The sequence below is a fragment of the Methylobacterium sp. Leaf118 genome, assembly GCF_920984675.1.
Lineage (GTDB): Bacteria > Pseudomonadota > Alphaproteobacteria > Rhizobiales > Beijerinckiaceae > Methylobacterium.
Genome location: NZ_CAKLBV010000025.1, coordinates 1 through 13,639, shown reverse-complemented (window position 1 = coordinate 13,639; position 13,639 = coordinate 1). Strand labels below are relative to the sequence as shown.

The 13,639-nt window shown below is 72.5% G+C and carries 13 protein-coding genes and 1 pseudogene; 8 read left to right on the top strand and 6 right to left on the bottom strand.

Annotation, left to right across the window (positions count from 1 at the left end; all coding sequences use genetic code 11):
- The 8 genes and pseudogenes from LW587_RS12500 to LW587_RS12465 all read left to right on the top strand — a co-directional run.
- Positions 1-445 (top strand): annotated as a pseudogene (locus LW587_RS12500) (hypothetical protein); the annotation flags it as partial.
- Between the two features lie 92 nt (positions 446-537).
- Positions 538-1,551 (top strand): trypsin-like serine peptidase, encoded by a 1,014-nt coding sequence (locus LW587_RS12495; protein ID WP_232629921.1) that lies wholly within the window; start codon positions 538-540, stop codon positions 1,549-1,551.
- A 105-nt stretch (positions 1,552-1,656) separates the two neighbouring features.
- On the top strand, positions 1,657-2,520 hold the full coding sequence (locus LW587_RS12490; protein ID WP_232629920.1) for an OmpA family protein: 864 nt from the start codon (positions 1,657-1,659) through the stop codon (positions 2,518-2,520).
- Positions 2,521-2,543: 23 nt separating this feature from the next.
- Positions 2,544-3,518, top strand: a complete 975-nt coding sequence (locus LW587_RS12485; protein WP_232629919.1) for a hypothetical protein — start codon at positions 2,544-2,546, stop codon at positions 3,516-3,518.
- Between the two features lie 54 nt (positions 3,519-3,572).
- Positions 3,573-4,565: a hypothetical protein gene (locus LW587_RS12480; protein WP_232629918.1), complete on the top strand. Its 993-nt coding sequence runs from the start codon at positions 3,573-3,575 to the stop codon at positions 4,563-4,565.
- A gap of 35 nt (positions 4,566-4,600) precedes the next feature.
- Entirely contained in the window at positions 4,601-4,864 is a 264-nt protein-coding gene (locus tag LW587_RS12475; protein ID WP_232629917.1) for a hypothetical protein, read from the top strand.
- A complete protein-coding gene (locus tag LW587_RS12470) occupies positions 4,861-6,312 on the top strand; it encodes a hypothetical protein (protein ID WP_232629916.1) in 1,452 nt (483 codons plus the stop codon). Before LW587_RS12475 ends, LW587_RS12470 begins: the two co-directional genes overlap by 4 nt.
- Positions 6,313-6,485: 173 nt before the next feature.
- The gene (locus tag LW587_RS12465; protein WP_232629915.1) at positions 6,486-7,010 is read left to right on the top strand and encodes a DUF3060 domain-containing protein; all 525 of its coding nucleotides are present in this window, start codon (positions 6,486-6,488) and stop codon (positions 7,008-7,010) included.
- A gap of 115 nt (positions 7,011-7,125) precedes the next feature.
- Here LW587_RS12465 and LW587_RS12460 read toward each other — a convergent pair whose 3' ends face one another.
- The 6 genes from LW587_RS12460 to LW587_RS12435 form a co-directional block, all read right to left on the bottom strand.
- Positions 7,126-8,079: an SGNH/GDSL hydrolase family protein gene (locus LW587_RS12460; RefSeq protein WP_232629914.1), complete on the bottom strand. Its 954-nt coding sequence runs from the start codon at positions 8,077-8,079 to the stop codon at positions 7,126-7,128.
- The gene (locus LW587_RS12455) at positions 8,001-9,137 is read right to left on the bottom strand and encodes an OpgC family protein (RefSeq protein WP_232629913.1); all 1,137 of its coding nucleotides are present in this window, start codon (positions 9,135-9,137) and stop codon (positions 8,001-8,003) included. Before LW587_RS12455 ends, LW587_RS12460 begins: the two co-directional genes overlap by 79 nt.
- Before the next feature lie 172 nt (positions 9,138-9,309).
- The gene (locus tag LW587_RS12450; RefSeq protein ID WP_232629912.1) at positions 9,310-10,068 is read right to left on the bottom strand and encodes an HAD-IA family hydrolase; all 759 of its coding nucleotides are present in this window, start codon (positions 10,066-10,068) and stop codon (positions 9,310-9,312) included.
- Positions 10,062-10,745 (bottom strand): ribulose-phosphate 3-epimerase, encoded by a 684-nt coding sequence (rpe, locus tag LW587_RS12445; protein ID WP_232629911.1) that lies wholly within the window; start codon positions 10,743-10,745, stop codon positions 10,062-10,064. Before rpe ends, LW587_RS12450 begins: the two co-directional genes overlap by 7 nt.
- A 300-nt stretch (positions 10,746-11,045) precedes the next feature.
- On the bottom strand, positions 11,046-11,231 hold the full coding sequence (locus tag LW587_RS12440) for a twin transmembrane helix small protein (RefSeq protein WP_232629910.1): 186 nt from the start codon (positions 11,229-11,231) through the stop codon (positions 11,046-11,048).
- 41 nt (positions 11,232-11,272) lie between these two features.
- Positions 11,273-13,639, bottom strand: a 2,367-nt coding sequence (locus tag LW587_RS12435; protein ID WP_232629909.1) for a TIGR02302 family protein, incomplete at its 5' end; no start/stop codon positions are given.

Below are 13,639 nucleotides of genomic sequence, written 5' to 3'. Positions count from 1 at the left end.
GGCCGCGCCGGCGACGCTCGCCGCATCGGCGCCCGGGGCGCCCCCCGGGGCTTCGGACCCCGCGCCCGCGAAGCCGGCTATACCGGCCATCCGGGTCGAGGAATTGCGGCCTCCGCCAGGCTCGTCCTGCCGCCGCGTCGCCTTCGGGGCCGATGCGCCCGAGCGGCGCCCGGTCCCGGTCGAGGCGGCCGATCGTCTCGCGCCGAGCCGTCTCGGCCCGGACCTGTGTGGTCTCGCCGTCCGGGCCGAGGCGCCGGGATTGCGGATCGAGGTCGGGCCGGAATTGCGCGCCGCCGCGCTCCCCCCGGTCCGGCTCGCCGACGGCGCCGAGGCCTATTTCCTGCGCGCGGGCGCCCGGCAGAACCTCGTCTACGCCGTCCAGGCCAATCCGGAGACGGGCGCGGGCACGGTCGGTGTCCGCCTCGTCCACGCGCTGACACCTTGAGGGATCCGGTGATGGGACATCCGTCCGCCCCCCCGTCTTTTGACCGCGCCGCATTGGGCCGGCAGGGAGCCCGCCCGGAGAGAGGGGAGACCATGGCCGCCATCCGCCGCGGGTGCCGCCCCGCATCGGCCGTCGCCGGCCTGATGCTCGCCCTCGGGGCCGCGCCCGTGGGCGCCCAGACCATCGGCTTCGACCCCGCCGATTACGGCCGGGCCCAGTTGCCCCTGCGCCAGACCACGGGCGACGCGGCGGCCTATGTCGATCAGAACAAGGGAGCGTTCGAGCCGATCGCGGAACTCGATCCGAAGGATGGGCTGGCGGCGCTCGCGCGGCCGATCGGCCGCGTCGACATCGTGCTGAAAAACGCCCGCACGGGTCAGCAGGTCGGCGCCTCCTGCACCGGTGCGCTGTTGCCGGGCGATTACGTGCTGACCAACCATCATTGCCTGCCGCAGGGCGGGGAGCTCGTGCCGGTCAAGGCATCGATCCTGATGGATTACCTGACGCTGGACGGCAAAGGCGCGCGCCGCTTCGAGATCGACCCGAGGCCGGCCGAGTTCGACGCCCGCCTCGACTTCGCCCTGGCCCGGGTCGCCGGGAACCCGACGGCGACCTACGGCAGCGCCCGGCTCTCCGGCGAGGCCGTGCCCGGCAACCGCTCGATGCTCGTGATCCACCATCCCCTCGGGCGCCCGAAGGTGATGAGCCGCTTCCGCTGCTTCGCCCTCAAGGACCAGGCCGAGGGGCCGGACCTGCGCCACCGCTGCGACACGCTCGGTGGCTCGTCGGGCTCGCTGATGTTCGATGCCTCGGTCGCCGGCATCGCGCTCCACAAGGAGGGCGGGCTCGATCCGAAGGACGCGACGAGCTTCAACAGCGCGACCCGGCTCTCGGCCATCCTCGGCCGCAGCCGCATCCTCACCGAGATCGCGGCGGCGCAGGGCCGTCCGGTCGCGGCCGTGGATCCGGGGGCCCGGCCCCCCGCAACGGGTCCCACGGCCGCCGCCGCGCCGCCACCGGCTGCGCAATCACCTGCCGCGCAATCACCTGCCGCGGACGGGCCGCTCGACCCGAACCGGATGAACGCGATCCTGCGCGGGCGCTAGAGGGCAAAAAACTTGGCGGCCGAGTGGCGAAAGCGGCTCTGGGACGCCCAGGAACGGGGAGTGAGGGGCCGAAGCAAGGCCCGGGACGCTCAGAGGGGGACTTCGATGCGAAGCGTCGACGCAATCGCGCCGGCATCCGTGCCCGCGCGCCATCCGGCGGCGATGGACGGCACCGGCGCACGGATGCCGCGCCGCGCCGGTTCGGTTCTGGCCGCCTGCCTTGTTTCAATCCTCGCCCTGGCCCTCGCCGGGCCGGCGAGGGCCAACCCGCTAACCGAAGTGCCCGGCGCCCGGGAGACCGCCCCGGAGGCCGACACGCCCCCGCCGCGGGACGAGGCCGCCGAGCGGGCGGAGGCCGGCGCGGCCAATCCGAGCGCCAATGCGATCATCCGCTCCCTCGCCCCCTTCGCCGACGGCAATCCCGGCGCCCCCGCTCCGGCGGTCTCGGTCGCGCCCGCAGACGGCGGCCCGGCGGTCCGGGTCGATCCCGCCCGCTCGGTCGATCTCACCGTGTTCTTCGCCTATGACAGCGCCCGCCTCACCCCGGAGGCGCGCATCCAGCTCGAACCGCTCGGCGAGGCCCTGCGGGCCCGGGCGCTCGCCGGCCACGGTTTCCTCATCGCCGGCCATACCGACGCGGCCGGCGGCCTCGCCTACAACCGGCGCCTCTCGGTTGCCCGGGCGCGGGCCGTGAAGGCCCATCTCGTCGAGGCCTACGGGATCGCGCCGGGGCGGCTGCGCGTCCACGGCTGGGGCCCGACCCGCCCGAAGGACCCGGCCGCCCCCCTGTCGCGGGTCAACCGCCGGGTCGAGGTCAGCCTGATCGCGCCGGCCCGAACCGGCGCCCTGCGCTTCGTCCTGCCGGCGGCGGACGATGGCTGCGCGGGCCTGAGCGATCCGCGCCGGACGGCCGGGCTCGACCTCGACGATTTCGCTGCGTCTCCGACGCCGCTGCCCTGCACCGAATGAACACCGATCCCAGGAGAGTTCCGATGCCGCTCACCCTCGCCGAGACCGTTCGCAAGCCGCTGCGCCACGCTCTGTTCGCCCTCGCGGCCGGGCTGACCGCCCTCGCCGCCCCCGCCGAGGCGCAGACCAGGCCCAACCTCGTCGTGATGGGCGAGGATGCCGACGAGGATTCGGTGCCGCGGGGCAACCGCATCTTCCAGCGGGTCATCGCCGAACTGTCCGAGACGATGAACCTGCGCGGCTACAACGTCTACGACGAGACCGCGGTGGCGATGGGCTTCACCCAGGCCAACCGGGTTCGTCGCCGGGATGCCGAGCTGATCGAGGTCGCCCGCGCGGTGCAGAACCCGCCGCTCGACGTGGTGGCGGTGTTCCAGATCTACGCCTCGGCCGCGAAGTCGGCCTATTCCGACATCGTGCGGCCGGAGGTGCGGATTCCCGGCCGGCTCCTCAACGTGCGCACCGGTCAGTCGCTGGGCGCCTTCGAGGTGGCGGGCCTCCAGCTGCCGCCCCTGCCGCAGGGTTGCGACCGCGAATGCCTGCTGGAGCGGGTGGGCGCCGAGGCGAAGACGATCGCGGGCGACGTGGCGGCGGCGCTCGCGGCCAAGCTCGACGGAGTCATCGCCCCCCGCCGCAGCACGGATGCCGGCGCGCCGCCCCCCGACGCCGCCCCGCCCTCCGGGCTCGGGGGCGCGGCTGCGGCGGCGCCCGGGGCGGAGGCCTGCGGCGGCCTGCCGAGCGCCTACGTGGTCAAGCTCAACGGCTTCTCGGCCCAGGAGGTGCAGGCGGCCGAGGAGTACATGGCGGCCTTCCGCTGCTACGAGCACCACCGCCCGGTCCGCGCGGGCGGCGCCACCGCCGAGTACTGGTACGAGACCCGCTCGGATTCCGCCCGGCTCGGCCGCAACCTGCGCCTGATGCTGGAGCACATGAGCGCTCCGGGACAGGTCCAGTTCTCGGGCAACACCTTCGTGATCAGCCGCGTCGCGACCCGTTAGACCGCCGCCGGCCGTCCGCACCCGCCCGCAACCCACCCCCATGAGGCCTCTCCCATGACCGAGGGATCGTCCCGGCGCGCGCTGTTCGCCCGCCTCCTTCCGCGCCTGCGCGGCCTGCTGGCCGGGTTCGTCGGCTCCACCCTGGCCCTGAGCCTGTCGGCGCAGGCCGCCGAGCCGGTCTTCCCGCCCGCCGGTGCGCTGGGCCTCGTGCCCCCGCCGGGCATGAGCCCGGCCAAGGCCTTCGCGGGCTTCGAGCACCGCTCCGGCGCCTCGATCATCCTCGTCGAGATGCCGCCGGAGGCCTGGGGCCAGATCGACGGCCGCTTCACGTCCGAGGCCCTCGCGGGGACCGGCTTCAAGGTGAAGGGCGGGCGCGAGAGCCTGCCGGTCTCCGGCGGCGAGGGCTTCGTGCTGCGTGGGACGCAGGCGGCCAATGGATTGACCTACGCCAAGTGGGTCGCGGTGGTGCGCGGCGTCCCCGGCACCGGCCTCGTCACCGTGCAGGTACCGGAGCCCGCGGCCAAACAGGTGCCGGCCGCCGCGATCGAGGCGGCCCTGCGGACGATCGCGTTCCGCGCCAAGGCGAGCCTCGCCGATCAGGTCGCGGCCCTGCCCTACGCGGTCGGCGACCTGGCGGGCTTCCGGCCGGCGATCGTGTTCGCAGGCCACGGCCTGATCCTCACCGACGGACCGAAGGACGTCGATCCCGAGCGCGAGCAGCCGGCCGTCATCATCACCCCTTCCCTCGGGCAGGCCCCGGTGCCGGCGGGGGCGGAAGCCGCCTTCGCCCGCCGGGTGTTCACGTCGCAGAAGGACGCGCGGGACGTGGCGGTCACCGGGGAGGAGCGCGCGACCCGGGGCGAGGCCGTCGTGGTGCGCCTGCGCGGCAGCTTCACCGACGCCAAGACCGGTCGCCCGATGGAATCGACGCAGACGATGGTGTTCGAGGATGGCCGGACTCTGCGGATCATCGGCTTTGCCGACGCCAGCAAGGCCGACGCGCTGGCCCGGGCCGAACGCGTCGCCGCCTCGGTGGCGATGCGCTGAGCGCCCGGCGGCCGAAGACCGGGGGCGCCCGCACGATGCTTCTCGTCCTGACCGTGATCGTCTGGACCCCCGCGCTGCTGCTGGGGCTCGGCCTCGCGCTGGCCCGGCTCACGGGCTGCCCCGTCGACGAGGGCAGCCGGCACCCCTGTCGGATCTGCGGGCTCGACATCGGCGGCCTCCTCTACACCCTGACGATGATGGGCTGGCTGATGATCCCGATGCTGCCGTTCATGCTGCTCACGGCCGGGCTCGCCGTCGGGACGGGGATCTGGGCGCTGGTGCAGGGATGGTGGGCATGAGACGCGCGCTGCGGTGGGCCGGCCTGGCGCTGGCGATCGGCCTGGGTCTCGGCCCGGCATGCGCCCAGGATTCGAGCGGCCAGGATTCGAGCGCCCAGGATGCGGGCGGCCAGGATGCGGGCGGCCAGGATGCACGCGGCGATGCGCCCGCCCTCCCCTTCGTCTCGAGCCGCACACTGCGCGACGCCACCATCGCCCGCGAGGTGCAGAGCCTGCGCCGGACGAATCCGGTCGGCGCGGCCGAGACCGCGCGGGAAATGGCCCGGCACGACTACGACGCGATCTTCCAGGGCTTCCTCGCCGGAACACCCTTGCGGGCGGAGGATGCCGGCGACGTGCTGACCGCCTTCATCGTGCTGCAATGGATGGTCGCCAACGACGCCACCGCCGAGCCGAGCCCGGCGGCGCTGCGGGCGATCCGCCGCCGCTTCGTGGCGCCGATGGCGGTCCGGCCGCCCCTGTCGGAGCCGGCCAGCCGCGCGGCCTTCGCCGAGCAGGTGAAGCTGCGCACCGTGCTCCACCATGCGGGCTGGAAGGCCGCCAAGCAGCTCGGCATCCTGCCGCGCTTCCTCGCCACCCTGTCCGGCGAATTCATCCCGGCCGCCAAGCTGCAGGCACTGGCGCTCACCGAGGACGGGCTCGTGCCGAAGGGAAGCCCGGGCGCCCGACCGGCCGCGCCGCCCGCCATCGCGCCCGCCCCGGCGATCGCCGACGCCCGACCGGCCCCCGGGCCCGCCGCCGCCCCGCCCACAGCCGCCCCGCCCGACGCGGCAGCGTCACCACGCCACGCCGCCAACTGGGACGCGGTGGAGGGCGTCTATTTCCGCTCCATCCCGAGCTTCGGCGTCGGCGGCATGATGACCATGGATTTCGAGCCGCTGATCATCCTGCGCGACGGCACTTACTACGAGATCGCCGACACGGCCCTTGAGGAGGTCGACCTCGCCGCCGAGCGGGTTGCCAAACCGCGTCGCTTCGGCCGCTGGACGCGGGCGGGCGCGGGCTTCGTGCTCACGGGCTCAAATGGAAAGGCGAACGACTACAAGCTCGGCGACGGCAGCTTCTTCCGGGCCTTTCCGGCCGGGTCCGGCGAGACCGTGGCCCGTGCCTACCGGCGCCTGTCGGGAGGCGGAAACAGCGCCCTGGGCGGCGATGTCTCGATCGCGATCGAGAGCCGCTACGCGTTCCGGGCCGACGGCCGCTACGGCCGCGGCGGCTCGGTCGGCGCCCTCAATTCGGGCGCCAGCACCGGCGTCGGGACGGCGATCGGCCGGCGCCGGGCCCCCGAGGACGGACGCTACAGCCTCGACCGTCACACCCTGACCCTGACCGGCGCCGACGGACGCAGCCGGCGGGTCTTCTTCGCCTATGGCTCGCAGAAGGACCCACCGGAGGTCGACCGCGACATGATTTTCGTCGGTGACGACGTGTTCTCATCGGACGACTGAGCCCGGGCCGCACGTCTCCCTCGGCGCCGCTTCTCAGCTGTACAGAATCACGCAATGGAATAAAATCCAATGATTCCCATCGGATCTTGGTCGATCGCATCATTTCGCAGGGGCTGTTGAGTCCTCCAGCGGCACATCTTAGGATCTACTCCGTACAGAACACAGGATCTCTCATGAAGCGGAACCGCCATGCCCTCGCTGTCCCGGCCCTGCTCCTCCTCGTCGGTGCGGCGCAGCCGGCCCGGAGCGAGACCCAGCAGATCGAGGGCGTCGGCCTCAGCCGCGACATCCATTGCGAGGGCGGCGACGTGGGGGTGTACGGCGCCGACAACGCGGTCCGCCTGACCGGCACCTGTGCCAACGTCGTCGTCCACGGCTCCGACCACACAGTCGCGCTCGAACGGGGGGCGCAGCTCGCGGTCTCGGGCATCGGACAGAGGGTGACCGGCGGCGAGGTCTCCGGCCTGAGCGTCGAAGGCACCCAATCCGTCGTCTCGGTCAGCCTCCAATCGTCCGGCGCGGACGCCGTCGCGGAGATTTCCGGCGCCGAGCAGAAGGTGGCGCTCCGGCTCGGGGGGCCGTCGCGCCTCGCCATCCAGGGCTACCAGCACGAGATCGGGTGGTCGGCGGGTCGCGGCGTCGCCAAGCCCCGGATCTCGGCGGCCGGCATCGCGTCGCGGATCGTCGAGACGAAATAGAACCGTCTCCGGCCGATCGCCGCGGGATCGGCCGATCCGGGCATGGCGCCCGTCGAGGCCCCCGTCGGCAGCGCGGCGGATGACGGGCGGGCGGGAGAGGCGGGGCGAGCGGGCCTCAATTGCCCGTCGGCGCGCCGGTCTGCGGCTTGCCGGGGTCCCGGCTCTCGCTCGTCGCCGCCCGCCCGCCCGCCGTTCCGGTCGCCGCGGGATCGGATTGCAGCAGGGAGAGGGTGATCGCCCGGGTGGCGTGCTCGGCCATGCAGCGCAGACCCAGGTCGTTGAGGCGGAAATGGCGCCCGAGCATGTGTGCCTCGTCGCTGCTGCGGGTCGAGAGGTAGCGCATCGCCGCGTAGCGGTGGACCAGGGGCACCGCCTCGCGCCGGGCCACCTCCTGCACGGCACGGACCATGCGGGTGTAATAATCGTCCTCGGCGAGGCTCGCGGTGAAGACCGGGTCGATCAGCACGATGTCGATGTCGTGGGACATCACCCACTTCACCGATTCGTCGAGCGCCTCGGAAAAGGTGTCGAGATCGACCCGCGCGAGCGCGTCGTTGGTGCCGACCTGCCAGACCACGAGATCGGGCTCGACCTCCGCCACGATGGTGCGCAGCCGCTCGCCGGCCCCGCTCGCGACCTCGCCGGGCAGCGCCCTCGACTCCACCTCGAACTGGACGTTCGGCAGGGCGGTCTCCAGCGCCGTCTCGAGCTTCACGGGATAGCTCGAGGAGGCGCCGAGGCCCGCCGAGGACGAGCCGATCGAGAGCACCCGCACCGGCCGCTTCTGCTTGAGGGCCGCCTTCACCGCGTCGAGCTTCGCCAGGGTGTAGAGCTTGGAGCCGGGCACCCGGCATTCCGGCGACAGCGTCTGGTCGAGGGCTTCCGCCACGGCGGGCAAGGAGGGCGCGGGCAAGGAGGGCGTCGGCACGGCCGGGGGCGTCTCGGCGCGGGCGGGCGCCGAGGCGAACAGGCCGAGCCCGAGGACGAGGCTCAGGCCCGCGGTGAGGCCGCGGAGGCGACGCCGCCGTCGGGCGGCGTCCGCGGGGCGCGCGGCTTGCGGGAACGCCATTCGACGAACCATGCGGTAAAACCCAGTGCGAACAGGCCGAATCCTACGACCGAAACGTCGACGATGATACCGCCGCCGGTCTGGAAGCGCACGAACTGTGCGGCGAGACTTAACAGCGATCCCATCGAGAACACGGCCAGCGAGTTACGCCCCAATCCCGACAGGAAGCGGGCGAGCGGGCCCACATGCGGCGCGATGAGGCCGTAGACCGCCTGGAAGGCCAGCACCATTCCGCAGAAATGGATCAGCCGGCCCGGCGAGAGATACGTCTTGTCGAAGGTGAAGACGAGGCGCGGCTCCGGCGCCAGCATCGGGTCGGGGCGCAGCTCCAGCACGGCGAGAACGGCCCCCAGGATCACGAGGGCGCAGCCGAGGGGGATCAGCCGTCGCGCCCAGGCCCGCAGCCGGGAGCTCTCCCGGCTCACCTCGTTCGAGACGAACCCGAGCACGAGGAGGAGTTGCCAGCACAGCGGGTTGAAGAACCAGTCGCCCTCCCCCGGCCAGGAGGGGAAGTTCCACTCGAACACGAGGCTCGCGCCGTAAAGGGAGAACGAGCCGGCGAGCAGCAGCGGACGGCTGACCCGCCCCAGCAGCACCACGATCGGAGCGATGGCGATCAGCACCACGTAGAGCGGCAGGATGTTGAAGAAGCCGAGCTGGTGCGTGAGCACCACGATGCCGACCATGGTCTGGATCGGATCGGCGAAGAATCCGCCGGCATTGTGCCATTCGAGGATGAGCGGGTTGTCGAGGTAGAGCGCGCAGCCCGCGATCATGGCCAGCGCCAGCGCCATGATGGTGATCTGCGCCCGGTACACCTCGACGGTGCGCGACAGGAGCCGCAGCACGGTGGTGAGGCGCGGCTCGGGCTTCCCATCCCGACCCCGGGTCGCGAGCCCGATGGACCAGCCGGCCAGGAACACGAACAGCTCGGCGGCGTCCGAGATGCCGTATTGCGAGAAGGTGTAGCGCTCGAAGAAATTGCCCGGGATGTGGTTGATGAAGATCGTGACCAGCGCGACGCCGCGCCAGAAGTCGATCGCGTTCGGCTCGCGCATCAGGCTTCAGGTTCCGGCGGTGTGACGTCGACGCGGCAGGATCCCGGCCTCCCGGGCGGGGTATCCGGCCCGACCCGGCGCCGCCTCGGGACCCGCGACCCGGAAGCGGAAAGCGGGTCCTGATAGACCGCCCCGGGGCCGCTTGGAAAGCCACGGGGCGGTGAAGGTTCTCTCAGGCGGCGCCCCGCAGATGCCCGGCGTGCCACGCGCGCAGGGCTTCGAGGGTCACGACCCCGTCCGGCCACGGATGACCCTGGAGGTGGTGATGGGGAGCGCCCGGCTCGCCGAGATCGGAGACCGCCGAGAAGGCCCCGTCGAGCCCGTGGCTGCGGGTGTAGCGGCTGCGCGTGGCCAGGACCGGCAAGCCCGCGGCGAGCGCCGAGCGGATGCCCGCGGCCGAATCCTCGAAGGCGATCGCCGCGGACGGATCGATGCCGAGGCGGTGGATCGCGAGGGCGAAGATGTCCGGCGCGGGCTTCTTCTGGGCCGCCTCGTCGCCCGCGGCGATCACGTCGAAGGGCCGCTCGCCGGGAAAGTTGAGGCGCAGGAGCAGGTCGATGTTGGGGCGGCTCGTGGTGGTGGCCACCGCCAGCCGGACCCCGGCCGCCCGGGCCTCGCCGACGAGCCGGCCGATGCCGGGCCGCAGGCCGAGATGGCCCTCCTCGGCGAGTTCGCCGTAGAAGCGCGTCTTGAGATCGTGGATCTCCGGCATCCGGCGCTTCAGCCCATCCGCCTCCTCCGGGTGGAACCGGTCGATGTAGTGGACGAGCCGTTCCTTGCCGCCCATCACCGTGAGCAGTTCGGCGTAGAGGTCCGGCGACCAGTGCCAGGGCAGGCCGAGCGTCTGGAAGGCCTGGTTGAAGCCCTGCCGGTGCAGGTCCTCGGTCTCAGCCAGCGTCCCGTCGACGTCGAAGATCAGCGCCGTCAGCATCGCACGCCGTCCCGCCCGGTGGCCGCGTCGGCGGCCTCCCGGATCGCCGCGACGTTCCTTTCGTACTGCTCGGGGCCGCCCCGGAACGCCGCCGAGCCGGCGACCAGGATCGTGGCGCCGGCCTGCGCGGCCGGCCCGGCGGTCTCCGGGGTGATGCCGCCATCGACCGAGATGTCGATGGCGCGACCCGCGGTCATCGCCTTGACCCGCGACACCGTCTCCAGCGCCGAGCCGATGAAGCTCTGACCACCGAAGCCGGGATTGACCGTCATCACCAGAACGAGATCGACCATGTCGAGCAGCGGCGCGATGGCCGAGGCCGGCGTGCCGGGGTTGAGCGCCACGCCCGCGCGCTTGCCCAGGCCTCGGATGGTCTGGAGCGAGCGGTGGATATGCGGACCCGCCTCCGCATGGACCGTGATCGCATCCGCCCCGGCTTCGGCGAAGGCGGCCAGGTACGGATCGGCCGGGGCGATCATCAGGTGGACGTCGAAGACCTTGTCGGTCGAGGACCGCAGCGCCTTCACCACGGCGGGGCCGAAGCTGATATTGGGCACGAAATGCCCATCCATCACGTCGAGATGGATCCAGTCGGCGCCGGCCTCGGCGATCGCCCGTGTCTCCTCCCCGAGCCTCGCGAAATCAGCGGCGAGGATCGACGGTGCGATGATGGTCATGGGCAACGGCTCGGGACAGGCGGCGCAGGGCCCGGTCAGGGCCGCCGCGCGACGTTTCGAAGGGACGCAACCGGAACGATGTAGGGGATTCTTCGCGGATCGCACGGGGTCGCCGCGACCGACTCGCCCTTTGGTTCTTACCCGAAACCGACGGAGGGCGTGAGTGCAGCGCGCAAGACGTTTTTCGCACCTGCGAAACGAGGCCGCGCCGAACGTCGATCCCGCCCTGGACGCTCGTCTCAGCGTCCCTCTCGCATCGGCTTTTCCCGAGAGCCGCCGTTCACCGCTCGGGCCGGTGCCTTAGGCCGAGCGCCACCACACCACGCCCATGATGACGATGATCGCCGCGAACTGGAGGATCACGCGCAGGCGCATCAGCCGCTGCGAGAGGTTGGCGCTGCCGCCCCGCATCATGTTGACGAGGCCGAAGAGGAGCACGACCGCCACCGCGAGGCAGGCGAGCAGGACGAGGGTGTTGCTGGACATGGTGTCGGTCTCGTTCGGAGAGGGGCCGTGCGCCCGGCCGTTCAGTTGCGGCGCAGCAGACGCTCGAAATAGTCCAGTTCCTCCTGCGGACGCGAGGGGTCGCCGAGCTTGCGCCGCAGCTCCTCCATGATCCGGCGGGCCCGCTGCACGGCGGATTCGTCGGCGCCGGGCACCCGCACCTGGCCGTCGGACATCTCGCGTCCACGGGTCGGGCGACCGAGCGGGTCGTCGTCCCGGGAGCCGGCCCGGCCCTGCTGGCCCGGGTTCTGCCCCTCGCCCTCACCCTGACCTTCGCCCTCGGCCATCTGCTGCATCTGCTTCTGCATGCCCTCGGCGCCGCGCTTCAATCCGTCGAGCGCCCGGCCCTGGGCATCGACCGCGTCGCCGTTGCGGCCCTGGCCGAGGGCATCCTCGGCCTCGCGCATGGCGTCCTCGGCATCGGCCAGCCCCTGCTCGCCCTGCAGGCCCTGCTGCTTCATCCGCTCCTTCAGATCCTGCAGTTGCTCGCGCAGGCCCTGCTGGCGCTGGCCCGGGCTCTGGCCCTGCTGCCCCTTCTGACCCTGTCCCTGCTGGCCCTGCTCGCCGGGCTGGTTCTGGCCTTGCTGCCCCGGCTGCGGCTGACCGCGCTGGCCGGGCTGACCCTGGGGCTGCCCGTTCGGCTGCTGGCCCTGCCGCGGGCGCTGCCCCGGGCGGGGGCGCGGCTGCCCCTCCTGGCCGTCCTTGAAGGTCTCGTCGCGCAGGTCCTGCTGGTCGCGGGACATCTTGTCGAGCTCGTCGAGCTGCTTGTTCATCTCGGCCATGCCGTCGCCGGACTTCTGGCCCTGGCTCTCGGCGCTCTGGAGATTCTCCAGCACGTTGCGGAGCTGCTCGAGCAGGCGCTGGGCCTCCGCGGTGTCGCCGCGCTGCATCGCCTCCTGCATGTCCTTGAGCATCTTCTCCAGATCGTCGGGCGTGACGGTCTTGGCGCCCTGCTGCTGCTGTTGCTGCTGGCGCTCGGATTGTTGCGACCGGTTCTGCGGGTTCTGGCGCTGGCGCTCGGCGAATTCCTTCATGAACTTGTCGAGGGCCTGCTTCAGGTCCTCGGTCAGCTTCTTGATTTCCTCGTCGGGCGCCCCGCGCTCGATCGCCTCCTTGAGTCGGTCCTGGGCGGCCCGCAGGGACTTCTCCGCGTCCGAGAGGTCGCCGTCCTCGATCTTGAGGGCCATCTCCCACAGCAGGTCGGCGACGTTGGTCAGATCCTCGTCGGATTTCGCGGCGCGCAGGCGGTTGGCCGCGGTGGTGAGCCCGAGGAAGATCGCGGGTTCGGGGGTGAAGCGCTCCGGGGCGATCCGCAGGGCGTCCAGGGCGGTCTGGACCCGCTGGCGCTCCTCGTCGGGCGCCGTGACCAGGCGACGACGCTCCTCGGCCAGCGACCGGGCCACCGCCTTGGTGAAGGGCCGGGCCGGTAGCGTCACCTCGGCGGCCTGGCTGCGGCCCTCCTGGCCGGCCTCGTCGCGCACGGTCAGCGTCAGCCGCACCCGGGCGCCGGACCAGGGATTGTCGGTGAGGTCGACCAGCGTCTTGGTGTCGGTCTCGCCGGTGGCGTCGGCGGGCAGCGCCAGGGCGATCCGGGGCACCGGCACCAGGGAGCGACCGGCCTTGAGCGGCTCGACCACTCCCTCGGCGGAGGCGATGCCGTAATCGTCCTTGGCGCGGTAGGTCAGGGTGAAGGTGCCGCGCCCGTTCACGTCGATCCCGCCGATCTGGCGCACCTCGGGGGGATGGTCGGGAATGGTCTCGATCACGAGGCGCTGCGGCTCGGAGCCCGAAGCCGCGATGCCGAGCTCGGCCGTGCCGCCGACGAGCCGGAAGCGCTCCTCGCGCAAGGCCGCCCGGGTCTCGGCCGCCTGGTTCAGGGCGGCGCGCGGAGCGGGCTTGCGCGCGCCCTCCTCCACCGCCACGGGCACGAGGGCGGCATTCGGGGTCAGCGTGGCCTCGCCCTGGCCGGCGACGCGCACGATCAGGGTGGCATTGACCGGCGCGCGCAGGCGCTGCACCGGCGCCCCCGCCTGGCCGGACATCGTGACGATCAGCGGCGGCATGCGGGTGTAGATCGGTGGGTCGATCCAGCCGTCGACGCGGAAGCTCGGCGCCGCGGCGGGGGGCTCGCGCCAGTCGAAGGCGGCGGCGATCCGGGGGCGCCATTCGGGGCCGGCGACGAACAGGGCCGCAAGCGCGGCCACCAAGGCGCCCGCCCGCAGGGCCCGCGGGTCGTGGCGGGGCATGTCGGGCCGGGGCGGTCCGACCCGCAGCCGCGCCACCGCGGCCGCCGCCCGCGACTGGTGCATGGCCCAGAGCGCCCGGGTCGCCGGATCGGTCCCGCCGACGGCGAGGGTGTCCTCCATGGCGGAGGCCGGGTCGTGGGCGAG